Genomic DNA, 24,009 nt, shown 5'->3' with positions numbered 1-24,009 from the left:
ACTTGCCGCTTGAAAAACAAACGGGGGGCTGTATAAACGGCTATACGCATATGCGGCTATATTCAGGCTTTGTCAAAAAAAGCCCTGTTAAAACAGGGCCAGTTGTACCGAATTTATTTGTGCCTCTTTAATCGCATTCAGGGTTAACAGGATAACGCTTTGCTTAAAGTTGGTGGTGTCAGCATGGCCTATAACGGCGGTCATCTTAGCCTTTAGATCATTTAAGCCTGCGGTTAAGGCCTCCTGACGGCTGTTAAATTGCTTATCAAATACTGAGATATGCGACCCGCCGCCAGCCAAACCGTAATTATAATCCAAGGTGTAAGTCCAGATAGGATTTTGCCCCCGGCCTAAATAAAGGATACTGTGCTCGCTGAACCTGTCGGGATTTCCTAATATAATATCCTCCCGCTCCATGAACTTTGGTTGAACAAACCACCCATTTTTATCAAAACCTATTTCCGTAAAGCCAAATTCCAGCCCTTTGCGATAGGCATAAACATTCATGGTCATGTGCCTTAAATCCTTTCCAAAGCTATTAAACCAGTCCAGTTTAGCTTGGTTATTTTGTTCTACCGCTTCGAGCATCTCATTTAAAAGATGTTTTTCATAAGGTACAAGGCAGTTTTTGTTGATGTAATCCGTAATTACGTTTTGCGATTGAGGGCTTAAAATCAGATTTTCCATAACATACATTTAGTTTTTTTATGCAGGTATGAAAAGCGTTTGCCTGACCTGTCAAGGGCCGTGATGCAATCGCGGTTTATGTACCCTTGACTGGTCAAAAAGGCAAAATGCTATACCTTTGCATACTTAAAAAACTAAATGGTTAAGGAAAGCTGGCCTGCAAAAAGAAAAACATTAGCGGATATCAATCAAGTAGTTTGTCTTCTAAGGATTTGACCTTTATATCCGAGATTCTATGCTTCTCCTTCAGTTCCACAATTTGCCTGCGGTATTTTTCGCATTTGATCCGCAATTTGTGACTGCCGTGTAGGTGTCCCATCTTCCAGCCTTCCGAATAAGAGGACGTTTCATAAAATTCTGTTGGGTCAAACGGCGCATAACTACCTGAATACCATTTTAGAAAAGAATAATAAAGGTATCGGCCGGAAAAATAAGTGAGTGTAACGACAATGATTTTTGTCCAGGTGATGGTGATTTCCATAAGTTTTAATGTTTATATATGAACAGGTAACTATGCAGATAGCTGTATATGTAGCTATGCCAATAAAGGTCTATCGGACTATATAAATAAGCACATAGCTGTTTAGCGATTTATACCTATAGCTGATTAGCTGAATAGTTATTTATATAAATATTCGGATAGTTGAATAAATAACTAAGTGGATATATAACTAAAGAGATATTCCTATAGCTGTATAAACAGTTGAGCGTTTATATAACTTGCTGTCTATCCAGTTAGCTGTATATTGGTATATTCGTATATATAGCTATAAAGGAATTACCTGCGCAGACCGGTCTTTACCAGGTTATTGGTATCGGTGGCGGGAAGGCGATAGAGATTATCCAGTTCGGATACCAGCCGTTGATTATAATCCTTGAAACCGGCATAATTTGGAGCGCTGTTATGAGTCAGTGGGTAGGCATTTACAAAAGTCCGGCTTGCATCTTCACCGGCCTCATCATTGTCAAAAAAGATGGTTCTATCATTAAAATCTGTAGCCCGTTTGATGGCCGCTTCTATAAATGTTACCCCATTTAATAAAATGACTGTTTCACCGTCATCCTGCTGTTCAAACTTCCAGCTGAGGTAATCGATCATTCCTTCAAACAAGGCCAGCCGATCAGAGTCACCGGGAATTATGGTTAATCCCTTCGGGCCGAGGCATCCTTTAAAGTAAGGATTGTTGACCTCCCAACCACCATTTTCATTTTTCCAGCCTGCCGAAAAAAAGTATTTGCGGAGTTTTTTCTCGTCCTCGATATAATAATATACTTCCTTTAAATGCTGGTGAGCGACCGGCCATATGCCCCTGGATTGCAGGTAGTTTGCAATGGCTGGGTTATTACCGAGGTCTTTAACTTCTGAAATTTTATAATTAGGTATTTTGGTAGCTTTTCTTGGCCTAAAGTTTTCGCGGTTTGTAGAGGGTGCCGCTCCTGGTTCAATATTACAGGTTTCATTTATTTTCTCCAATACGTCTCTGAAACCGAGTGGGTACCAATAAGCCAGCGCAAGGTCAATCACGTTGCCGCCTTTAATACCCGATGGATTAGCGCCACCCCAATCGTACCAAACACCGAGCTTGTCATCAACACAAAAAGAGGGTGTGCGTTCTTCCCGCAGCATACTCAAATAAAAAAGTTCTTTGCCGGATTTGTAGGCCGGGTGATAGCCCAACCGGGCTAAAAAGTCAACCGGGGAAACCTGTTCCCTGATTTCCTGCGCATTGTAGTTAATTAATGTATTCATTTGATTTGCAATTTGTAAATGGGTCATATCCTACAGATAGCGTAGAAGTTCAATGGATTTGGCTATCGCCGCTACTTCCAGCCGATCAATGCGCCAAACGGCGGAATGATCTCCGTCTTTGCGTATGGTGAGTATTCCTTTTTCAGCCCAGTTTTCGATATTGGCCCGCCCGTATTTTCGGAATGCTTCCGACTTTTTAAGGTAGGGTTTCAGTTTGCCTACTTTGGTTAGCGCCTGGATCGCGCCCATTTCGGCAGCTTCCCGGATAATAAGTTTAAGCTGCTGCGTTGATAGGGTCAAATCCATCACCAGAAGATTTAATGAGTGTTATTTGTTCCTGGTCACAGCATACCGTTACTGAGTTGAACTTGAGCGCTCTCATTTTGGCTGCGCTTAAAAATTCAGGGTAATTCAGGATCAGGATGTTGGGGTAATACTGCTTATGAAAATACCGCCAGTAGAGGTAAGCGGTAAAGTCCTCGAAAATAATAAGGTTGTCGGTTTCGCCGGGAATAAAGGTCATTCCTTTGGTGCCGAGACAACCTGTGAAATTAGGATGTCTGATTTCCCATCCACCATTTTCGTTTGGCCAGCCAACAGCGCAAAAGTCCCTACGCTTTTTATTTTGGTCTACTCTATAATAGTAAACTTCCCGAAGGTCAGCGGTCACTAATTCCCATAATCCCTCCGTTCGCAGGCTTGCGCGAACAGCTGGTGTTTCGCCTAATGGAAGCGTTTGTTGAACATGGTAATAAGGCAGTTTAGGCGCTTTTCTTTTACGATAATCTCTGTTTTGCTGGTTAGTTGTATTCATCATATTATTATCTAAGTGGGAACCGGAAATGGGTAACGAACCCAAACAATTCACTTTTACCGGTTGATAAAAAATCCGGGATTACATGCGTTGGCCTGTACAGACCATGCCCAAACGGGCTGCCCAGGGTTCGCTGTTGTCCAGTCCCGCCTGTGCTTTTGCATAGCACGGGTTGCTGTAGCTGCTTCCTGATTCCCGGCTCAATGCCGGGTAATGCTTCATCCCATGATGTCAAAAAACGTTCGTTAACCTGCCCGTCGAAGCGGGCGAAAGTTTATCTATCCGAAACTGGCAGATAGGTTCCGCGATTACTGGCCGCTGCAATAGCCTCCAGTTTTTCGCGGTCAATCCCCGATTTTGAGATGTAGATTTGGCCCTTGAAGGGCTTGAATAAGCCTTCGGAAATCCAGCGGTCAACCTGTGAACGGCCATACAGCCGGTAGGCTTCCGCTTTACTGACCATCGCAGTTTGAATGCTTGTTTCTGATAGCGCTTTAGCGGTGCCACCAGTAACAGATTCAAGAAAAATACGTGTCAGTTCAGCCTGTTTCATCATTATCCCTTTTGTGATTATGGGAGCAAAGAACACCGGATTTGGAATGCCCAAAAAGCGCAACTTTTAGCTGCGCCCTAAATTGCGCCCTTGCGCCTCATTGATTATCAGACTATTACTTAGTATTATTTTTAAATATTTTTCAAAATCTCAAAAAAAAGCCACCCAAAACGGGAGGCTTTTAATGGATGATAAGTTAAGTTAATGCTTCAGTATTCCCTGATTTTCAAGATCAGTTTTTCAAGGGTTGCAATGGCGACATCCTTGTCGACCTGCTCGATATGATAAGTGCGTTTGCGCATACTGTCCCAGGAAAGATTCTTGATTTTATCGGTTGATAGAAATGGCACAATGGAACGGAATACCACGCTGAGGGAACTGGCCAATAACACTTTTGTATCATCAGCAGCTTTGAGAATTACGCCGATCTGATCAGCGCTAAGCTTACATAATAATTTAGAAATGACCGTATTTTGCGTTGGTGTTATACCAGTTTCCGAAACGGAAGAAGTAATGTATTTGCCATATCTCTTTTTAAAGGCTACTCCCATGTTTTGGATGTAGAAGATAATATTTTCACCGGTGGCTGCTAAAGGATGGTCTTGCGGATAGGCAGCCAGGTTTTGCATTGCCTGGCTTTCCAATAGTATTAACGAGTCATGATATTGGGTAACGACTGCCTTGATTTTCTTAGAGGAAAATAGGCAAAATGTGCTCGTTTTTAAATCTTTTAACACACTTTGTAATTCCTGGTCAAATTTGCTTTCAATGCTTTCAAGCTGCTGAAACTGCAACTCTGTAACCTTCGTTTTTTCGGGATTTAATGTAATCTCAACTACTTCGTCCAGCCAAGCGTATGGGTACGCTTGTTTTATAAATCTCTCCATATCAACCTCAATCCAAGAATTATTCGTTTGAAAATAAATTAATTACAGAGCAAAATTGAAAGTTAGGAGAGGCTGGGACAATAGGGTATTATCCTCATTTGATAAAATAGGTATAATCCACTATAATGAATAAATAGCTTAATTTGAGGTTTGGAAGAGTTTTTGGATCAGCGACACTTTGTTTTTTACGCTGGTCTTTTCGTAAATATTTTGGACATGGTTTTCCACTGTTTTACCGGCAATAAAAAGTCGATTTGATATCTCTTTGTAAGTCATTCCTTGGCGGACTAATAATACAATTTCAATTTCGCGGTTGGTCAATTTGTAGTAACGGCACATTTCCTCAAATACCAAACTGCCGTTACCCTGGCTTGCCAATTCTTGTAGCCGTTCATATTCCTCCCTTGCGGATTTAACGGAACGCCATATAAAAAGAAAGGTAATGCCGATTATTCCGGTATTCGTACAAAGCACCTCAATTAGCTGACTGGATTCCACTATACCAAAAAATGCCAATGAGGCCCATGGCGTAACAGCAGCGTGCATGACTATTTCTTCGATATATTGATTTTGGTTTCTTTGAAATTTGTGTTTTTTACGGATAGCCCGGAACATCACGTAAAGCAAAACGAGTGCGTATATAAAGGGCGCGATCATTCCATATTTTATATCGACATCCAGGTTGCCGTTAATGGCATAAACAACGACAAAGAAAATCAGGTAAGGGCAAGCTAAAAAAAGAGGTACCCCAAATAAAGCATGCCATCGCAGGGATGTTAAGTCGAAAGTCTTATAAAAGTAATAGGGAAAATAAGAAGCCATTAAAAAGCCGCTGCCATAGGCTATCATTTCCTGAATGTCAAGGGGGATATTAATTTTCGGATCAGGAAAAAGCCCTCCCGTAATATTGTAAAACAACATTAAGATCAGCAAAATTAAATACAGTTTGCGGGGCAGATCCTGGGGTCGGAATAAATAGTAGAAAAACTGGAAAAAGAGCATTCCAGATTCCAGCAAAATAAAAATTAAAGTTACAATGTGGATTTGGGTGCCGAATACGAGCATATTAGTGTTTGTCCAAATGCCGTTTGAGAAAGAAAAGTTTATAACCTAATTCCAATTCGCAGTAAATCTGAAACCCAAAGCGATTGTACCAGGGTAAATTCTCATTGGTGGAAGTTTCCAAAAAAACAGGTAAATCCTTTTGCTGTGCAAATTCAATAACCTCTTTTAGCAGTTTACTTCCCATACCTTCATGCTGAAATAAATAATTTACCCCAATAAACCACAAATAAGCCATCGGTTCTTTTGGCTGAATGTCTTTTATTTTTGATTCGCGTTTTAATGTTTTGGCAATACCCCAAATTGTAATGGCTTTAAAAATCAGTTTGATGTCAAGCCAAAGTGCGTAAAAACTGAACTTTTTTAAATGGGGATACAAAATTAAGGCGCAAGCCTCGCCATTTTCAGAGAAAAACACATCGCCAAACTCCATACACATATCAAATGAATAGGCCATCAATGCTTTAAACCGTAACAGCCTTCGGCTATCCTGCCGTACAATATAGTTGACGCTTTTATTATCTGTGAAAGCGCTGGTCAAAATCTCTATAGCCAATTCTCTTTTTGCATTATTTACTTTTAACATAGAATGATGTAATTAAGAAAATTAGTTGTTGTATTTACTTGAGATGTGCAATTGTGCATCTATTTCGCTAAACGCATTTAAAACTTTGTCCAAATGAGCTTTAGTATGCGTAGCCATCACGTTCATCCTGATTCGGGCGTTTTTCTTAGAAACTGCCGGGTACATGATTGGGTTGGTGTAAACCCCCAATTTCAGGAGTAACCGGCCCGCTTCCAATGTCTTCATGATATCGCCCACCTTGACTGGTATTACCGCCGAAGATGTCGACCCCACATCAAATCCTAACTTGATTAAACCGTTTTTTAAGTATTCAATATTTTCCCAAAGGCGGGATCTCCACTCAGGTTCTTCGTCAATCAGGTCTATGGCTTTAAGGATTCCCATTAACGCAGGTGTGGCGGTTGTAGAAAATAAGTGTTGTTTTGATTGATACTTCAGGTAGGTAATAATCTCCGGACTGGCAATAACATAGCCACCGATATTGCCAAGGGCTTTACTAAATGTGCCGGTAATAATATCAACTTTATCGAAGGCATTATACATTTCAATTACCCCCCGCCCGGTAGCACCGACAACACCTATTCCATGCGCGTCATCCACAACCAGATAGGCACCGTATCGATGCGTTACTTCAGCTATTTGATCAATGGGTGCGACATCACCATCCTGGCTATAAACGCCATCAATGATGACCATTTTTGTTCGGTAGCTATCGTGAGCATGCTTTAACACCTGTTCCAGCATAACCAGATCATTATGTAGAAAGGTTTTTACGGTTGTTGTTAAAACCCCCTCATAGACACTGGCATGAACATTCATATCGAGGATCGCCAAATCGTTTTTTGCAGCGTCTTTATCCCGATTATCCTTATGCAGGATACATTGCAGCGTGGCACTGTTTGCTGTATAACCCGTTGTGTATAAAATGGCATCGGTTCGTTTATAGAATTCAGCTATTTTCTTTTCGAGTTGTTGATGATATACAAAGTGCCCACCTATGGCTGGAGATGCGCCCGAACCCGTACCAAATTGTTCTACGCCTTTTATCACCGCAGCCTTAATCAAAGGATGTTGACTGAATCCGAGGTAATCATTGGAAACTAAGCAAACACACCATGTGGGATGCTTATCGCCTGGCAATATTAAATTCATTTCCGGGCCAACCGGGGAGAGCGATTCAATCCGGTAATTGAGATGCCCGTTTTCTTTTAAAAAATTCAGGTATTTAACAAATTCCCTGGCCGTGGTATAGATGTCCTGTCCCGCAATATTCTCGAAATCTTTAAAACTCGCGGTCGTAAAGTCAATGGTTTTCATAAGTGTAGAATATAGATGTAGCGTTAAAAATAGGTGTCATAAAATTCAAAAACTGGGACATGCTACTTTTTTTTAACAATTGTTTAACCAATGGGAAATATTTCACGATGTCCCAGTTTTTCTGATTTTGGCCATTTAATTTTGCAACCTTTCTTTTTAAAGTCGATTTATCGAGGTAAAAGAATGAATTGATAAGAAGTTGAACCCTAAAATATTCTGAAAATGAATACAGAAAGACTAATAAAATCACTTGCTGCACAAGCCGATCTTTCGACGGAGTTAATCACTAATTTGGAAGAAAAGTTAAAAGAAGAATATTATAAAACCCACCAGATCCTACATGCTGCAGGCCAGCAAGAAAACCGTATCTATTTCCTGGAAAAAGGTCTAATGAGAAATTACTATTACGATCACCATGGCAATGAACACACAGTCAGGTTTTGGGAAGCCGATGATTTGTTTTTTTCCTATCAGGGTTATTACGCAGTCCCTTCTTATTTTTATACGGAGATCATGGAAGCGTCTACCTTAATCACTCTCAGCTATGTTGCACTTCATGAATTGGATAGCAAATACTCCGAAGTTGCAACGCTAATCAAAAACATGCTGTTACGCTATCAGCAGGAAGAATACGAAATACAAAAATTGATAGCACTACCACCGGAGGAGAGATATATAACTCTTAGAACAAAAAGTCCAAACATTTTCAAAAAAGCGCCTGCCAGGATAATTGCTTCATACCTTCACCTAACCAGAGAAACGCTTACCCGATACATCGGTCGTAACTAAGAATTGAGAAAAAACGTTTTTCAATTGTGATTCCAATCACACTTCCTGGTGAAATTTTCATTTGAAATTGCAAGAAATCAACTTGTAAATAGCAATTTGAATCACACGTTCAAAAAAAATCACCTCGTAGCTTTATCCCGTTATCTAACCCTAAAATAATAATCTGTTTGTCTTATTAATTAATCCTTGCCTATAGCATTTAGGTAATACAAAATAGAAAGGAGTACGTGACAAAGAAGAAAGATCAAATTGCGGGCTACGCACCTGCTGGTAACTGAAGTTACCTATTAACAAAAGATGGACAATCCTAAAGTCTTATGGAGAGTACAATAACAAACGCTAAATCAAAATTTCAACTGTCAGATCCGGCAAAAGAAAAGATAATAACAGCTATCTGTTGGGTATGCATGGCATTATTCTTATATACCGCTTACGCAAAAATAGTTGATCACGCCCGTTTCTATAAAGGCCTGACAAGAGTACATCTCATCAGTGGCATAGCCTTATATATCTCCTATGCCGTTCCTGCAATTGAAATCATCGTCGCGTTATTGTTGCTTATACCAAAAAGCACCAGAATAGGGCTTTACAGCTTTATCGCAGTCATGTCATCGTTCACGATCTATATTATCAGCGCGATGATTTTGGAAAAGAAGCTGCCATGCCACTGTGGAGGAGCCATCGAAAAATTAAGCTGGGGACAACATACATGGTTTAATCTCGCATTTATATTCATGGCCATTGTAGCGCTCCGGCTCATGCAATCAATTACATCTTTAAAAACTTGAAAAAATGAAAAATTTCAAAAAAATCGCCTTGGGCCTGTTAGTGGGTGCTTTGGCAATCGGCTTCAGTTCTTTTACTAACGCGAAGCGTAATACGACTTATACATTTGCGCATATTGCTCATTCAACCAGTAATACAAAAGCTGATTATAAATACCGTGGTGACCTTGCTGGTTGTGATGAATCCACAAATATTTGTACGGCTGATTGGTCCCAATCAACCGTGCCAACCGAAAATTCAAACCCATCTCCAAGCGCGTCGGAAGTAGACACTAACCCAGGCGATTATCAGGGTAATTAATAAAAAAAGGATGGTGGCTATTGGGCACCATCCTTTTTTTCCTTTTTTCGAATAACTAAAACCTCTGCCTTTCGGTCAGCTTTAATAAATTTAAGCCCATATTTGGCAAGTTGTGCATTAACTAAATCCAGATCATTCATGTTGCACTCAATATCAATATTATACTTTCCTTTTAACCCACTTTCGTCGAATACAGGGCTATCGGAAGTTTGCCAGTAATATCCTTGCAATCTATTAATTAAAGCACTTATGGGTTCGCCCTTTTGCTTGTAAAAAAATGCATCATGTTCTTCTTCTGAATTGTCATCACTTTCTTTCATTGTTTCGGAGCCTGAAATTCTAACTAAAACATCACTTGGAACCATCCGGTTTTCAATTTCCGCTTCAATACCTAATGGCTCACCAAAATATCGGTCAAGGTCGCCTTTTAATAGAGCGAATTTTTCGTCCCATGATTTGCAATTTTTCCAGTTTAATTCATAGGTGTAGGCATTTGATTCAGCCCAATTAAGATAATCAGTGCCCTTTTTTTTCGTGTTGATTTTGTTTGATAAACTTGAATCTGCTATTTCAACTTTACATCTGGCTGTACTCCAAAATATTAATGGAAACTTTTTATAGACAGCACATCCGAAATACAGTCGGTAAAAATTTATGATAGGTGTATTGATAGCAATAAATTGCGCGGAATCATAGTGAGTCTTGCCTGCTAAGTTTGAATTGTACCTGGTTAGTGTAGATTGATACAGGACATCTTTAGGGTCTATTACATCTATCAAATCATTATTACCACCGGACTTCTCCGTGTAAGCTATAGTGGTTGGGAAAATTGATTGATGATCATTTATAAAACGATATTTTCGCAACGGTTTGTTACTCGCGTTAAAACCGTTTTTTAGTGCTGCATGAATATTTTCTGACGTTATTTTAGAAGCATCAGTAGTCGCAATTATTTCGCCTTTTTGATTTATCCAAACAAAAAATGGAATACTGGTATGAGGAAACATTTTTCCAATAACAGTATCCTCTATTATACTTTTCATTTGTATTTTCTCGTCTCGGTATAGTCTTTCCAGAAAGGGCTTAACGATTTTTCTATCCTGATAAGTTACCGGGAGAAAGACTACAGAATCATTGAATTTATTTTGAATAGCGTCAATTTTAGGAATAGCTGCGATACAAGGGCTGCACCAAGTCGCCCAAAAGTCTAAAATCACCATTTTGCCTCTGAAGTCCGACAATTTGCTTGTCGTTGATGTTCCAAAATTAATCGTTTGGGAAAAAGTAATTTCGGGAACCTCCATACCCGTTGTAAGTGTTGTATTTTGAGCGTTAACTGCCAGAATGCTGTTAAACAATGTGAAAAGGAAAAACTTATAAATGGCTTTCATGATTTTAGAATTTAAGAAAATAAGGATTTGATATATGTGAGTGTTACCTTGGATTTTGCTGAATTCCGCTCAGCTGAATTTCTGCAGGTGGGATTGGAAAGACATATAGATTACTATTTGGCTGTAACGAATAGGTTTGTCCGTTCAAAATCCTTGTTAAAGTTTTTGCGAATGATGTTTCCTTATTAATGCGTTTCAAATCTGACCATCGCAATCCTCGAAAAACAAGCTCCTTCCTTCTTTCGGTTAAAATTTGTGAAAGTGCATCGTCCGCACTGGCGGCGGTACTTGGAGTAAACGTTCCTGTTACCGACCTTGCAGCAAGGAGCTGGTTTAAACCTTTCATTGCAGCTGTTGTATTATTTTGTCTCGCGAAACACTCTGCTCTTATCAGATAAATTTCATCAGTCGCCAGTCCTCCAAAAAAATATGATGTTCCTGTATAAGTCGATTTCCATGTTGGAAAACCAGCTACCATTTTAAAATATATCTGTTTCCTGAGATCATTCGGTTTATAAGAATTATAAAGATTTGAATCAATGATCAGATTTGGCGACGAATTATTGAATGCCGAATAAGAACTTAAATTGTGATGATAAATGACTTCTACATTAAATCGTTTAATGGGAGTAGATGCAGATGTTGATAAAGTATTAAAGTCAAGCAGCTGGTTGGATAGTCTCAAGCAAGAATCTGCATACAATGCAGCATTAGAATAATTACTTTCTGACAAAAACACACGTGCAAGTAATCCATATACAGCTGCTTTTCCTGGTCTTGTGGGATACAAAGCGGAATCAGGAAGCAGCGGTTTGGCACCTGTTAAATCATTCACGATTTGATTATAAGTCGCCAAAACTGTGGCCCGTACAGACCTTACGTTTATATCAGAACTTGTTCTAATTGGAATTCCCAGGTCGGTTGAAGCTGTATTAGAATCATAAGGTTTTGCGTATTCCTGGGCAAGACACCAAAAGTCGAAAGCACGATAAAATAATGCAGTACCCTTAACATTATTCCAGCTGGCTTGATCTCCTGGTTGTAAAGGAACATTCTTTATACCATCTAAAACTATATTTTCGTTTAAAATTCTTTTGTAGGCATTGTTCCAATCAAATCCAGTTTCACCTGCATATATATCAGCATTCCATATATAAGCATTTCTTTCCTGAGTATTACTTAATGATTGCCAGGATGTATAACGCAAATAAAAATCACCCGCTCCGATTTCTGGCAAACTTGGGGCACCAAAATTAAATAAACTGTTTCCGGTATTATTATCCAGTATTGCCTGGTAATCGGCTATGGACGACGGAACTACCAAAGCTTTATTTGGTTTGGCATCCAACCACGACTTTTTACAAGAGACTTGCAATAGAGCGACGATTGAAAATACTACCGGTATAAAATTGTGTAAATACCTGTTATATATAGATTTCATAATGATGAATTTTTGATTAAAAGTTTGTTTTAAAACCGAACGAAATAGATCTTGGTGATGGGTATCCTGTTGGATTATCAGGGTCGAGACCTAATTTATTCGCCCGCCAGATGATCCCAAGGTTATTGGCATAAACAAAAATCTGGACGTTGTCAAACGGTAATTGTCTATATTGTTTCTTAGTGAAGGAATAACTTAGGCTTATATCTTGTAGTCTAATGTTATCACCTTTTTCAACTGTCGCCGTGGAATATTGATAGAACTGATCCCGGCTTGGGTAGTCCGGATAAACCATCGAAGGAACGTTGGTCACTTTTTCATCCCCTGGTTTTTGCCATCTTTGTGCGAATTCTTTGTTTCCGCCTAACCAACTGTTAAATAAGGTTGAATAATTAAGTGAACTTCTTCTGAAATAATAATCGAACTTATAGCTTAAATTAAAATCAAGGGATAAGTTTTTATATTTAATTCTGTTATTAACTCCCCCGTAATACTGAGGTCTTGCCGGGCCGCTGTATACCAAGTCACTTTGGGAAACGGGGTTGGTTAAAGAGGAATAATCTTTACTGATTTTTCCGTTAATATAGCCCTGCGGGTCACCGTTGGTGGGATCTAAGCCAGCCCAACGGTAACTCCATTCGCCGTATACAGGGTAGCCGATGACTGGATAAGTTGAACCACCTGCACCATCCGCTGTTGTTAATGCAGAAGGAATAATAGGGGCGTTATATTGGGTCACTTTATCGGTCGCGTGACTAAACAATAATGTAGTAAACCATTTTACCCCTTTATCAATATTTTTGGAAGTAAGCTGAATATCAAATCCATTTCCTTTCATGCTGGCATAGTTGCCTGCAAAAGTTGTTAGGCCGGTGCTTGGAGGGACTGATTCGTTTCCAATTATATCTTCACCATTTTTCTTGAAATATTCGAGGCTTCCACTTAAGATGTTGTTTTTTAGGGCAAAATCGAGACCTAAATTTCCAATCCCCGCTTTCTCCCATGTTAATTCCGGATCACCGATATTAGCTACATACGCTTGTGTGAGCCCCGTATATGAACTATTTACCGGCCTGTACATAAATGTTGTTATGCCGGTTATATTTTGGTTGAGATTTCCATTATAGCCGTATGTTGCTCGTAAACGTAAAACCGGAATCCAATCAATTCGATAAAAAGGTTCCTTGTCAATTGCCCACTTTAATCCTGTTGACCAAAGTGGTACAGATTTTAAATTTGTCGAGACTCCAAAGTAGTTAGAACCATCAATTCGTCCACTTGCTGAAAAAGTATATTTATTATCATACGTATAAGCTGCATTTCCAAAATAAGAACGAACTCTATTAATAAGCCCTGTTTCAGCTGCATTAGTAGGAATGTTGGCATAACCAGTTTGCGGGTTTAGCGCGAACGTTGTAAGCAAATCAACATTACTGTAGTTACCTGTACCATCATTATAACCGTACAAAGTTCCGTCAGAATTTCCATCGGTTTTGGTTTGACTTTGCTCTATTCCCGCGATAGCATTGACTGAATTCCTATGCCAGGTTTGGTTGTAGCTAAGTTGGCCTCTAATATTGTAGGCTGTTACCGTTGTAAGTGATTGATTTAATATTCCGCCTAATGGAATGTTATAACCATCTACATTGCCATTATTGTCCACATTGGAATACTCGTTTATAAGGTTTCTTGTATAAAAGGTTTGCTCACTTTCGTAGTCTCTGTAATTGCTGGTGTATTGTTCATATTGATATTTTCCCTCTACACTGAGCCCTTTCAATATGTTGTACCTAATTCCCGGTGAAATTCGTATATCTCCATATTTTGTAGTGTTATTATCAAGACCGAGATCTTTTAAAGGAGAATACGACCAGTCGAGGTACCCTAAAGACTGGGCTGACTGAATAAAACCCGGACGGAACAGTGTATTAACTTGTTGAGGATTTCCTTTTGCATCGGCCAGCTGCGCATAAGGATAAATATTGCCCGATAGGACATTGGAAATTGTATTATCAGTCTTAGTATTCGATTGAATGTAATTAATACCAATAGATAATTGAAGATTTTTTACCGGCGTAAAAACAAGATTTGAGTTTAGGGTTAAACGATCATAATTGTTATCTTTTGGGCTTTGAAGATTATTATCATAACCAGCGGAAAAGAAGTACGTGGTTTTTTCATCGCCACCATTCAGGTTAACCGAATATTGTTGATTAACAGCATTTTGGTAAAGATATTTGGAAATATCATTTAATAAATTGTTATTACTTAGGTTATTTATCTGATTGGTCACATCTGTAGAAGATATATTTCCGGCCCTTTGTTGGGCCAAAATGTTAACCACGGGTGAGACAAATGGATAATTTGTGTTGTTCGTCAGGTTTCCATCATAATATCCATTCTTAAACAAGAATTCCTCTACGTTAATATAGTCCGAAGAGCTCGTATAATTTGGATTGTATTTTATATCAGGTTTTTGGATGACCGTAACATTTGAATTTAAAGTGACCTTTAAGGGTTGATTCAATTTGCCCTTCTTCGTAGTAATTACAATGACACCATTGCCTGCTCTTACTCCCCATATTGACGCAGCGGCAGCGTCCTTCAAGACTGTAATGCTTGCAACATCATTCGGATTTAAATTACCAATGTCACCGCTATAGGGGAAATTGTCAACTACAATCAATGGCTGGTCGTTGGCGAATATTGTGCTACGCCCCCTTATACTGATATCTAACTGACCTGTCTGCGTAGTATTTGTATTTCGATTGAAGAATAACCCGCTGGTTATTCCATCTAATTTTGAGACAACATCAGTAGATACTCTGGCATCATACATTTCCGTTATTGGTTGAGCGAATGATCCAGTAGCCCTTTCTTTTGGAATAGTTTGATAGCCAGTCGAAACAACACTGACTTCTTTAAGCGCGCTATAATCTCCACCCAGGGCGATAAAAAATGGGCCAGAATTCGTCACAGAAAAAGTGACCTCAATCGGTTTATAGCCTATAAAGCTGACAATTAATTTTCCCGGCTTTTTTTCAGCGTTAATCGAAAAGTTTCCGTTTTCGTCGGTTGAAACTGATAATTGCGTAGCCTTAATCTTAATGGTAGCTCCTTGCAAGGGTTTATTATTCGCAGAGTCAATGATGTGGCCCGTAAGGTGGATGGTATTTTGCGCCTGTGCTCGAAAATTTAAGCAAAGCGTAGCCAGTACTATAAAAAGTATAGTTTTTTTCATGTATATTCAGTTAATGAGTTTGTGATTATATGCTACCGTAAATGAATACGGAGAGAAAAAAACGGCAGCCTTAATTAACTATTAACTGACCAAGGCTGCCGTTTCAAGAATTTAAACCGGAGCCTTAATAAGGTTTTTGAAGAGAAGTTTAGTTGAGTAAAAATTATTGGAATAAGCATGGCCAAACACCACTTTTAGAAATGGAATTCGAAGGAAAAAGATTGTTGTTCGCGGTATTTTGCCCATGCTCGTTTGAAATACGAGTCTTGTCGGTGAGTAAAAACACAAAAGTGGGTTTCTGCATACCGCTACTCCATTTGGTTCTCAGGCCTTATGTTGACACGGATTTACAGCAGAAACCCACTCTTACTTAATACGCTAATATAGCGCATTCAAATAAGAAATGGGTATAAATCTGCTGTCTTGCATCAACGGCCTGAGAATAGAGTTGCAAGACTCTTATTTATACTGACTTACTTTAAACTCAAATATACAAAATTAAAATCTAAAGTAAACAAATTTGTTGACCAAAAAATTTAAATCTCGTAGAGTTTCGCTGAATGAAAGATGAAACCTTGCTGTTCAGAATAAAATTCGGATTACGTATCAAAGAATTACGAATTATTAAGAAAATTGACCAAGCAAGTTTAGCGGCAGAATTGAATAAGGATAAGCAATTTATTAATCGTTATGAAAATGAAGGAGCAAATCCAAGAGCTGACATTGTCCAAGATTTGGCAAAAGTCTTGGGTCTTAAAAGTATAGATGAATTGTATGACTTTAGTAATCTTAAAGACGAAGAGGTTAAGGATCTTTATGAAAAAATAAAAGGCAAGTAAACCGCTATACCTGCTATATGAAAACAAATTAATTTAACTTAGATAGATCTTTTTCCTCGGCCAGCTTAAAAACTCCATCAATTAAATTAGCAATGGACGGCGGCAGATTAGCGTTGCCATTAGGATTTATTAAGTCGGGGCGCTTATCGGGTAACTCCTTTAGAAACCACTCCGTCAATACCTTTTTAAAAGTTTCAAAAGGTACTTTGTTAAAATATTCCATAATGCCGGACAGTGTGCTAAAATCCGGTGATTCGTCATCTGGTAATTTCGCTTCCATTTTACTTTTCTTAATAAAAACTGTTAATTTATTACAAGTATAGAGACTTTCTCTATTAAAATAGAGAATAAACAATCATTTAAACTTATATTATAAGCGACAGTTGTGCAAGTTTATTTTTAAGAAAAATACAGATTTGCACAAGGAAACACTAACAAAATTAGGACTTTATTTAGCTAAAAAATCAATTAATAAGGCGGATGTTGCCAGGAAGACGGGATTGAGTGCTTATAGATTAAGCCAATTATCGATCAACCCAAAATCGCAGTTGCGTGTTGATGAGTTATTTCTTATCGCTTTAGCCATAGAGGCCGATCCTGCCGAACTTTTATTTGCGGTCTGTATCGAAATTACCTTGCCAAAACAATCTTAGTTAATTACTACGCTCATTAGAATTATTCAGGTTTTTCAGCTTCGTTATAAGCCCATCCGACAATTTGTTCTATAGCATTTAATATTTGTTCCTGGCCCTCGTTAGAAGTGACATCCAAATCGCTAAATTTACCGCCATTATATATGGTATGCAAAACTGTATAATAAATACCTCCAACCAGTAGTGCACCAATGGCCCGAAAATTTACTTTCGAGCCTTTAAAGTGTTCATCCGTTGTTTCGAGTAACTTTTGTCCCATGCTTTCCCTTGCATTATGGATGCTTTTCATTAGCGGACTATCTGTTGTTAACTCCCAAAGAATCAATCTTTGCATATCTTTATCAGATAAAAAAAAAGTGTATTGATTTTGAAGTATAGAGGTAATTAACTCTTTACTTCCTGGGTAATTATTCGATTTTAGCAGGTCATTTATTTTGTCTGTAAATAAGAGCCAGTAATCATTTTCAACGACATAAGCTTCTATCAGCTGGTTGAGTCCGCCAAAATAGCGGCCGATCAGCTTCCTGTCTACTCCGGCGAATCTTGCAACTTTGCTGGCGCTTTTCAGCGAAGCAAAACCCTCAATTTTGATAATTTCACCAACAGCCCATACCAATTTCTTTTTGGTGAGGTCTTTATTTTTAATAGTATGAAGTGGTTCTTTGGTTTTCATAATAAATGGTTAGGTTCAGGGTGTTTTCTTCATACGGAACATTATTTGAAATGGGGTTATAATATTATTTTGACAATTGATTAATCTATTACGGACATAGCAACGTTAACGGTATCATTATAATGCAGGCTGATGTATTAAAAGATCGTCGCTTGGTCGGCGGCACGATCCTAAGATTATTAGGTAAAACGTAAAGATTCCCCTGCAGCAAAGCTGTGGGGAATCTTTAAACGGCTATCTTGCCTTTACCATGTGTTAAAAAACGAACTCAGATCGAGCGATATCCACCTGCAAGCCAGGAAACAAGCTCATCTGTGTATGAACTAAAAGCTTCCTCCCAGACTCTATGGTATGCGTCAAGCAATACATAGCGACTGCGGATAAGTTTTTCTGATAAAAATTGCCCGTTTGAAGGCGGAACAATCGGATCATTTTTACCAGCCAGAATCAGGACCGGGCTTTCAATTTTCGCCAGCAGAACCTCCAGTTTTGGCAAGTCAGTTTTATACGCCCTTACATATTGTACGGCTTCCTCAAACCGACGGCCTGAAGATCCTTTCCGAAAGTCTTCAATGATATCTCCCGGCGTCAGTTGCGCAGCATGGATCAGGTAGTCCTTTATTGCCTCTGCACCAACGTCGGCGAATGCACCCTTTGGTGAGTTTATCGCATCTTTTAATATACCACCAGCCAAATCCACCCTTGTTGCTGCACTGCCAAGAACTAAACTTTCGAACAACTCGGGATTTTTTGCAGCGGCAAACAAAACCGCCGGAGTGCCAACATCAGGAGCAACGACATGTGTCCGGTTGATACCAAGTTTTTTTAATAAAGTTATAATAAAATCGCCCATTGCTTCGGGCGACATCACTTCTTCCCGGCTTTGCGATTGACCGTATCCGGGCAAGTCTACCGCGACGTAGGAATAAGTATCTGCCAAGCGCGGAAGTATACGATAAAACGAATAAATACTTTCCGGCCAGGGTGCCGTGAAAAGAATTGGAATTCCGTCATTCCTTTTATGACTTATGAAGCGGATTGATAAACCATCTACTTCTATATTATCAGACTCCAACATTATTTTGCTTTCTTTGCTCATACAATAAATACTTTAAGAGGTGAATTAATCAATCATGGGCCTGTAACTGTATATTAGGCTTGCAACGTTTGCCTGCTGAACATTATATGAATTATTACGGAACAAAGTTGGAAATTTAGGCCTTTTGAGTAAAGGTAACTTTCGGCCAAAAGGTGATACTATTTGCCGCCATTAGGTTTACTATTGATTTTAACTTTTTTTTAATTCAATAAGGCTTTTACCCAAAAGACATCTATTGGACAGTTTTCCTTAATACCTATCCTAATTTCTTCCGTATTGCATAAAAACATTAAAAGCCCGCCGCGACACGCGGCGGGCTTTTAATGTCGAAATTATTGAGTAATTGGGAACATTGAATTGCCATTTGCGGATTTCTCGGCAGGCACTTCCTCTTGCAGCACGTCCCAGTGCTCAATCAGACGACCATTTTTAACCCTGAAAATATCAACAGCGATCATTGTCTTACCGAGAAAGTTCTTATACCTCCCGTGGATCATCACAATATCACCGCTTTCGGTAATCACCCCTGGTTCGTAACTGAAATCCGGGGGCAAAGAAGGAATAGATTGCTTTACACCATCTGTCCCGTTTGGGAAGATTGGATTATGCTGAACATAATCCGGGCCGAAATATTTGTCAAAAGCTGAAATGTCACGGTTAACAAATACATCTGTTATCGCCGTTAATACTAATTGTTTGTTGTCCATTTTATGTTAAATTAAGTTTCTAAGTTACCTTTGGTAAGTAAAGGTAGATGCGAAACAGCACCCCAGCAAGAAGGCACCGTTTTGTTAGTCAATAACTTATAAGTTACCTTAGTTGATAATCAATGTTTTATATGGAAGAAAAATTTAAAAAATATTCGGACTGCGATAAATGCCCTGTAAGAACAGTATTGGGCAGGATCGGGGACAAATGGTCCTTGCTTACTATTTCCGTTCTTGGCGAATGTGATAAATTGCGCTTCTCAGAAATTCAAAAGATTCTGGGAGATGTATCACATAAAATGTTAGCGGTAACGCTAAGGAAACTTGAAGATGACGGTCTGGTGGAAAGGAGGATATTTCCAGTAGTTCCCCCTAAGGTGGAATATAACCTTTCGGAAAGGGGAAGATCTTTGTTGCCTCATGTGCAGTCGTTAACTTCCTGGGCGGCTGAGAATATGAATGACATTAAAAATAGTCGTAATGCATAATCTAATACCGCCTTTTGTCATTTTAAGAAGACTCAAGATTTTAATATCCTGATTATATTCAGAATCTTTTTTCAATAATTAAAGGTTGTTATTTAAACTAATTTATCAATAGTCTGAAATTATGTACCTACTAATAAAATATTGACTACTTGTATCATTTGGGTAAAGACCTCATCTTTATTTTAAAAAAAGATAGCATGCTCAAAAGAAAAAAGTTAGCGTCAATCATGGTGTTATTGTCCATTGGAATTATACACAACGCCTCGGCGCAGCAAGAAAAAACTAAAACTCAAAACTCAAGAATTATGACAGTCGAACAAGTAAAAAAAGTAAGTGTTGGTGAGTGGGTGAGCATTGCGCCAGAAGTTCGTCCAAGTATTGCAAAAGATGCTAATGGTAACACGAAGCCGTTTTATCTGACCAGGACTTTTACTTATTCGGCAGACGGAAAATTTACGCTTGAAATGATTAATACTGCCGATCCGTATGGTAAAGTGCCGTTAGTAAAAATTGTGTTAAAAGGACATACTGAATGGCAGGGTGAGCACCCAATTGCACCGGGTGCTCAAAAAATACATTATATAGCCGACGAGGCTTATGAAATTACTCCTTTAATACAAGGTTTTGCTGATGCCATGAACCATGCCGCAAGTACGGGATTTAATAAATGGGTCGTAGGTGAGACCCAAAATATTTTAGCGAAAGTCTTTCCACCATTTGGCCTCACTGACGGACAAATTTACGGCGAGTACGATTTGGTGTATATCGATCACGACCTGATGTTTTGGGGCGCGAAACATGTCGATGGACGCAGCTTTGAAAAAGAAGAAAATCACCCTGACAATTTGCAGATCCCAATGGTTAGGAAGAAATAAACATTTGATCCTAATGAGGAAAGGAAAAGCAGGGGGGCCAATAGCTTTCCTGCTTTTTTGTTATAAACCCTAATCCCTTCGGTTTCTAATTGGTATTGCATTTAGAAACCGAAATGGTAGTAAACAAGGCGAAATAGTCATATTTTGGCTCTTGAAATTTAAAATTCATGTTAGTAGATGTAAAAAATCCCATAGGCGGTTTAGTCATATTCACCAAGCGATTAATCCTTTGGTTCCTGGCCTGGAGCACTTTGGTTGTATTGGGATATGAAGTATTTGATCTCAAATTTCTTACCATTCCGTTTTTGCCAATTTCACTTATTGGGACGGCGCTATCATTTTATTTAGGTTTTAAAAACAATGCATCTTATGATCGGCTTTGGGAAGCAAGGAAAAACTATGGCGGTATTGAAAACGATAGCAGGGCCTTTGCGGCGATGCTCAATACCTATATAGCCGTTAAATCTGGTTCCGGTGTATCTGCTAATAAAATCCAGCAGATAAAATTGGACCTTATTAAACGCCATATTGCCTGGCTTTATGCGCACAAATTTTATTTAAGACACAAAGTTCAGCCATGGGAACATCGGAAAACACTGAATAATGAATATAGAAAGCGATATCAAAACGACTATCAGGCTGATCATAAATTGGAGAAAGAATTAGAAAGGTATATAAGTGATGAAGAAACGAATCAGGTAATTCATTCAGCAAATCCTGCCGCCCAGTTGTTAAACAATCAATCTAAAAAGATTAAAGAACTAATGGACGAGGCTTTTATTGACGATCTTCGTCTGACCGAATTGCAAAATCAGATTAGACAATTCTTTGTCCACCAGGGAAACAATGAACGGATTAAAAATTTTCCATATCCATTACAGTTTTCATTTATGGTAAGTGCAACAGTAAAAATCTTTTGCTGGTTGCTGCCCCTCGGCTTATTGGGAGAAATGAGCAAACAAGGCGTAATTTTTATATGGTTCACGATACCATTTTCAGCTTTAATATCCTGGGTCTTTTTTATAATGGAAATCAATAGCGATTACAGCGAAAACCCATTTGAGGGTTTGATATATGATGTGCCAATTACCAACATTACACGTGGTATCGAGATTGATATTTTACAAATGGTTGGAGTAACGGAAACTTTGAAACCGATAGGTTCGAAAGACGGGATATTGATGTAAGCCTAAGCCCGGCGGCGAAATCAAATGGTTAACGTTGACTCCATTTCTAAATCCTTAACACCCCATTCCTGCATTATTTTAATAACAGGCATCAGCGATTTCCCGCGTTCCGTAAGCTGATACTCCACCCTGGGCGGCATTTCTGCGAAGATATGCCGGTCCAAAATATTGTCGACCTCCAGTTCCCTTAATTGATTAACTAACATCTGCTTGCTCATTAAGGGCAAAACCTTTTGAAGTTTACCGAAACGATTAACATTCTTACTTACGGCGTAGATAATCAGTATCTTCCACTTGCCGCCAATCTTATTCATACAATGGGTTACCGGGCAATTGTAGGGGTTATAATCTTTGTTTTTCCGCGTATCTGGCATTGGTCTAAAATATTATACCTATAAATTAAAAATTGACTACTTGTATCTTCTTTATAAAGATAATAATTTTACTAAGGCATCAGAGAAAGCGAGATTGTTGAGTCTTCCTATTCCGAATCCCGGCCAAAGTTGCTGGCAGTGAAGGTACAAGGGAAGGCTTTAAGGCGAAGCAAGGCCAACATTTTGGGTACTGCACCGTTAGAAATAGATCTGCCCAGGCATGATTAACGGATATATCAAAACCTGGCAATTCCCATGTCCTTTACGATATTTTCCTGACAAGACCACTCAGGAGGTTGGTTCTTGCGTTGTGACTAATGAGAACATCGAAAAGCTGGCCTGCTGGTAGCCTCCCAGATTTTCGATGTTGATTTAAAATTCATGAAGCTTCTGTCACAATTTGCTATCATCGGTGCCCACCTAAAGCGCCTCCACATTATTGCCGATGTTTAGTTTTTAGAAAAGTGACCTATGAGTTCAGCAACGCAATCAGGTTGTTGTAGCATGCTCAGGTGCCCCGCATCTTCGACAACTACTAATTTAGAACCGGCGATTATTGCTTGAACTTCTGCCGCCATTCTTTCCGGTGGATCGACAATGTCATTTTTTCCGGCAATGATCAGCGTAGGGACTTCAATCCCGTCTACTCCGGCAGACACATCCTCAATCAGAGCAATTGTAGGCCAGCCTATTCTTGAGCTTTCATTGTGGCTTTGCATATCATGCACTAATTGGGCCCTGATTTCAGGTTTGATATCGGATGCTTTAAAGACATTGTCAATGGTTGCATTAATGCCCTCTACGGTGGTGTAGGCGAGTTTCATGCCTTCATACCTCTCCGGAGGCATTATGGTTGGAACTGATGGGGATGGTGAAACTAAAATTAGTTTGCGTAAACCAGCAGGTTTCCGTGCTGCAATATATTGAGCCACCTTGCCTCCCATTGAATGGCCTACAATAACATAATCGTCAAGATTCAAAGATGCTATTAATGCGAGTGCATCCTTAGCCAATGAAGCGATGTCATAACCCGTTTCCGGTTTTTCAGACTGTCCCCAGCCGCGATGATCATAGTTGATGCAGCGGAAATTGTCTTTTAGTTTGGCTGTTACTCCATTCCAGGTTTCTGTTGATCCTCCCCAGAAGTTCAAAAATAACAAGGCGGGACTTCCCTTACCTTCGTCCTTTACGTAAAGTTTTACGTTGTTTACTGTGTAGTACATTTGATTTTCTTTAATGATTTAATAAGTCAAATGTCGCCACAGTTGGGTGGCAGGGAAAGGTAAATTAACGCTTTTTGATGATACTTTTTGCCTTGATAGGGAAAGGTACAGGTCGTGAAAAACGATTGGTGTATAATCTATATGCTTCCAGAAAGACTTTACAAAATGTGTGGCTCTTCAAACCCAAGCGAAATGCCAATGTTTTCCCGGTGTTATTACCTTAAATGGGAAGTCTTTTGGCCGTCAATAAGAATGTGTTGGCCAAATCGTGTAATTTAGCGGTATGT

Annotated in this window: 28 protein-coding genes; 8 read left to right on the top strand and 20 right to left on the bottom strand. The window is 39.1% G+C overall.

From position 1 onward, the window contains the following. Positions 1 to 87: 87 nt before the first annotated feature. The 11 genes from GSQ74_RS12890 to GSQ74_RS12840 all read right to left on the bottom strand — a co-directional run bounded on the left by GSQ74_RS12890 (position 88) and on the right by GSQ74_RS12840 (position 7,656). On the bottom strand, positions 88 to 687 hold the full coding sequence (locus GSQ74_RS12890; RefSeq protein ID WP_158993888.1) for a hypothetical protein: 600 nt from the start codon (positions 685 to 687) through the stop codon (positions 88 to 90). A gap of 184 nt (positions 688 to 871) precedes the next feature. Continuing rightward, positions 872 to 1,168, bottom strand: a complete 297-nt coding sequence (locus GSQ74_RS12885) for a hypothetical protein (RefSeq protein WP_158993886.1) — start codon at positions 1,166 to 1,168, stop codon at positions 872 to 874. A gap of 297 nt (positions 1,169 to 1,465) precedes the next feature. After that, the gene (locus GSQ74_RS12880; RefSeq protein WP_158993884.1) at positions 1,466 to 2,437 is read right to left on the bottom strand and encodes a toprim domain-containing protein; all 972 of its coding nucleotides are present in this window, start codon (positions 2,435 to 2,437) and stop codon (positions 1,466 to 1,468) included. Positions 2,438 to 2,467: 30 nt separating this feature from the next. Further along, entirely contained in the window at positions 2,468 to 2,743 is a 276-nt protein-coding gene (locus GSQ74_RS12875) for a hypothetical protein (RefSeq protein WP_158993882.1), read from the bottom strand. Continuing rightward, on the bottom strand, positions 2,712 to 3,254 hold the full coding sequence (locus GSQ74_RS12870; RefSeq protein ID WP_158993880.1) for a hypothetical protein: 543 nt from the start codon (positions 3,252 to 3,254) through the stop codon (positions 2,712 to 2,714). The genes GSQ74_RS12875 and GSQ74_RS12870 overlap by 32 nt, the downstream gene beginning before the upstream one ends. A gap of 4 nt (positions 3,255 to 3,258) precedes the next feature. Then, the gene (locus GSQ74_RS12865) at positions 3,259 to 3,486 is read right to left on the bottom strand and encodes a hypothetical protein (RefSeq protein ID WP_158993878.1); all 228 of its coding nucleotides are present in this window, start codon (positions 3,484 to 3,486) and stop codon (positions 3,259 to 3,261) included. A gap of 39 nt (positions 3,487 to 3,525) precedes the next feature. Further along, the gene (locus tag GSQ74_RS12860) at positions 3,526 to 3,807 is read right to left on the bottom strand and encodes a hypothetical protein (RefSeq protein WP_158993876.1); all 282 of its coding nucleotides are present in this window, start codon (positions 3,805 to 3,807) and stop codon (positions 3,526 to 3,528) included. A 206-nt stretch (positions 3,808 to 4,013) separates the two neighbouring features. After that, positions 4,014 to 4,691 carry a hypothetical protein gene (locus tag GSQ74_RS12855; RefSeq protein WP_158993874.1) on the bottom strand — a complete coding sequence of 226 codons (678 nt, stop codon included), beginning with the start codon at positions 4,689 to 4,691 and terminating at the stop codon, positions 4,014 to 4,016. 138 nt (positions 4,692 to 4,829) lie between these two features. Beyond that, positions 4,830 to 5,612, bottom strand: coding sequence for a helix-turn-helix transcriptional regulator (locus tag GSQ74_RS12850; protein WP_254060875.1), 783 nt, complete (start codon positions 5,610 to 5,612; stop codon positions 4,830 to 4,832). Positions 5,613 to 5,757: 145 nt separating this feature from the next. Next, positions 5,758 to 6,339: a GNAT family N-acetyltransferase gene (locus GSQ74_RS12845; RefSeq protein ID WP_158993870.1), complete on the bottom strand. Its 582-nt coding sequence runs from the start codon at positions 6,337 to 6,339 to the stop codon at positions 5,758 to 5,760. A gap of 21 nt (positions 6,340 to 6,360) precedes the next feature. Continuing rightward, complete coding sequence (locus GSQ74_RS12840; RefSeq protein ID WP_158993868.1) at positions 6,361 to 7,656, bottom strand: aminotransferase class I/II-fold pyridoxal phosphate-dependent enzyme; 1,296 nt, start codon at positions 7,654 to 7,656, stop codon at positions 6,361 to 6,363. Positions 7,657 to 7,878: 222 nt separating this feature from the next. On the opposite strand from GSQ74_RS12840, the gene GSQ74_RS12835 reads away from it, so the two are divergent. From GSQ74_RS12835 to GSQ74_RS12825, 3 genes are all read left to right on the top strand, one after another. Continuing rightward, positions 7,879 to 8,445: a Crp/Fnr family transcriptional regulator gene (locus tag GSQ74_RS12835; RefSeq protein WP_158993866.1), complete on the top strand. Its 567-nt coding sequence runs from the start codon at positions 7,879 to 7,881 to the stop codon at positions 8,443 to 8,445. Positions 8,446 to 8,762: 317 nt separating this feature from the next. Beyond that, entirely contained in the window at positions 8,763 to 9,233 is a 471-nt protein-coding gene (locus GSQ74_RS12830) for a MauE/DoxX family redox-associated membrane protein (RefSeq protein ID WP_158993864.1), read from the top strand. A gap of 4 nt (positions 9,234 to 9,237) precedes the next feature. Next, the gene (locus GSQ74_RS12825; protein WP_158993862.1) at positions 9,238 to 9,531 is read left to right on the top strand and encodes a hypothetical protein; all 294 of its coding nucleotides are present in this window, start codon (positions 9,238 to 9,240) and stop codon (positions 9,529 to 9,531) included. A 17-nt stretch (positions 9,532 to 9,548) separates the two neighbouring features. Here the strand turns inward: GSQ74_RS12825 and GSQ74_RS12820 are convergent, their stop codons facing one another. Genes GSQ74_RS12820 through GSQ74_RS12810 form a run of 3 tightly spaced genes read right to left on the bottom strand, consistent with a single transcriptional unit; the run spans position 9,549 to position 15,604 of the window. Further along, positions 9,549 to 10,922 (bottom strand): redoxin family protein, encoded by a 1,374-nt coding sequence (locus GSQ74_RS12820; RefSeq protein WP_158993860.1) that lies wholly within the window; start codon positions 10,920 to 10,922, stop codon positions 9,549 to 9,551. 43 nt (positions 10,923 to 10,965) lie between these two features. Next, on the bottom strand, positions 10,966 to 12,363 hold the full coding sequence (locus GSQ74_RS12815; RefSeq protein WP_158993858.1) for a RagB/SusD family nutrient uptake outer membrane protein: 1,398 nt from the start codon (positions 12,361 to 12,363) through the stop codon (positions 10,966 to 10,968). A gap of 16 nt (positions 12,364 to 12,379) precedes the next feature. Further along, the gene (locus GSQ74_RS12810; RefSeq protein ID WP_158993856.1) at positions 12,380 to 15,604 is read right to left on the bottom strand and encodes a SusC/RagA family TonB-linked outer membrane protein; all 3,225 of its coding nucleotides are present in this window, start codon (positions 15,602 to 15,604) and stop codon (positions 12,380 to 12,382) included. Between the two features lie 560 nt (positions 15,605 to 16,164). Between GSQ74_RS12810 and GSQ74_RS12805 the strand changes: the two genes are divergently transcribed. After that, on the top strand, positions 16,165 to 16,443 hold the full coding sequence (locus tag GSQ74_RS12805) for a helix-turn-helix domain-containing protein (protein WP_158993854.1): 279 nt from the start codon (positions 16,165 to 16,167) through the stop codon (positions 16,441 to 16,443). Positions 16,444 to 16,471: 28 nt separating this feature from the next. On the opposite strand, the gene GSQ74_RS12800 is transcribed toward GSQ74_RS12805, so the two are convergent. After that, the gene (locus GSQ74_RS12800; protein ID WP_158993852.1) at positions 16,472 to 16,723 is read right to left on the bottom strand and encodes a hypothetical protein; all 252 of its coding nucleotides are present in this window, start codon (positions 16,721 to 16,723) and stop codon (positions 16,472 to 16,474) included. 136 nt (positions 16,724 to 16,859) lie between these two features. Here GSQ74_RS12800 and GSQ74_RS12795 point away from each other — a divergent pair, with 136 nt between their 5' ends. Beyond that, positions 16,860 to 17,096 (top strand): helix-turn-helix transcriptional regulator, encoded by a 237-nt coding sequence (locus GSQ74_RS12795; protein WP_158993850.1) that lies wholly within the window; start codon positions 16,860 to 16,862, stop codon positions 17,094 to 17,096. 22 nt (positions 17,097 to 17,118) lie between these two features. Here the strand turns inward: GSQ74_RS12795 and GSQ74_RS12790 are convergent, their stop codons facing one another. The 3 genes from GSQ74_RS12790 to GSQ74_RS12780 all read right to left on the bottom strand — a co-directional run bounded on the left by GSQ74_RS12790 (position 17,119) and on the right by GSQ74_RS12780 (position 19,575). Continuing rightward, the gene (locus GSQ74_RS12790; protein WP_158993848.1) at positions 17,119 to 17,769 is read right to left on the bottom strand and encodes a TetR/AcrR family transcriptional regulator; all 651 of its coding nucleotides are present in this window, start codon (positions 17,767 to 17,769) and stop codon (positions 17,119 to 17,121) included. Between the two features lie 268 nt (positions 17,770 to 18,037). Next, a complete protein-coding gene (locus tag GSQ74_RS12785; RefSeq protein ID WP_158993846.1) occupies positions 18,038 to 18,868 on the bottom strand; it encodes an alpha/beta fold hydrolase in 831 nt (276 codons plus the stop codon). A gap of 332 nt (positions 18,869 to 19,200) precedes the next feature. Then, positions 19,201 to 19,575, bottom strand: coding sequence for a nuclear transport factor 2 family protein (locus GSQ74_RS12780; RefSeq protein WP_158993844.1), 375 nt, complete (start codon positions 19,573 to 19,575; stop codon positions 19,201 to 19,203). Between the two features lie 131 nt (positions 19,576 to 19,706). Here GSQ74_RS12780 and GSQ74_RS12775 point away from each other — a divergent pair, with 131 nt between their 5' ends. From GSQ74_RS12775 to GSQ74_RS12765, 3 genes are all read left to right on the top strand, one after another. Beyond that, positions 19,707 to 20,063: a helix-turn-helix domain-containing protein gene (locus GSQ74_RS12775; protein ID WP_216846731.1), complete on the top strand. Its 357-nt coding sequence runs from the start codon at positions 19,707 to 19,709 to the stop codon at positions 20,061 to 20,063. Positions 20,064 to 20,221: 158 nt separating this feature from the next. Continuing rightward, positions 20,222 to 20,938, top strand: a complete 717-nt coding sequence (locus GSQ74_RS12770; RefSeq protein WP_216846730.1) for a hypothetical protein — start codon at positions 20,222 to 20,224, stop codon at positions 20,936 to 20,938. Between the two features lie 167 nt (positions 20,939 to 21,105). Further along, positions 21,106 to 22,125, top strand: coding sequence for a bestrophin family protein (locus GSQ74_RS12765; RefSeq protein WP_158993840.1), 1,020 nt, complete (start codon positions 21,106 to 21,108; stop codon positions 22,123 to 22,125). A 20-nt stretch (positions 22,126 to 22,145) separates the two neighbouring features. On the opposite strand, the gene GSQ74_RS12760 is transcribed toward GSQ74_RS12765, so the two are convergent. After that, positions 22,146 to 22,499, bottom strand: coding sequence for a helix-turn-helix domain-containing protein (locus GSQ74_RS12760; protein ID WP_158993838.1), 354 nt, complete (start codon positions 22,497 to 22,499; stop codon positions 22,146 to 22,148). A gap of 449 nt (positions 22,500 to 22,948) precedes the next feature. After that, complete coding sequence (locus GSQ74_RS12755) at positions 22,949 to 23,722, bottom strand: alpha/beta fold hydrolase (RefSeq protein ID WP_158993836.1); 774 nt, start codon at positions 23,720 to 23,722, stop codon at positions 22,949 to 22,951. Positions 23,723 to 24,009 lie beyond the last annotated feature (287 nt).

This window comes from Mucilaginibacter sp. L196 (assembly GCF_009765905.1).
Classification (GTDB): domain Bacteria; phylum Bacteroidota; class Bacteroidia; order Sphingobacteriales; family Sphingobacteriaceae; genus Mucilaginibacter.
The sequence above is the reverse complement of the archived record's forward strand: the minus strand, read 5'-3'. Positions and strand labels throughout refer to the sequence as shown.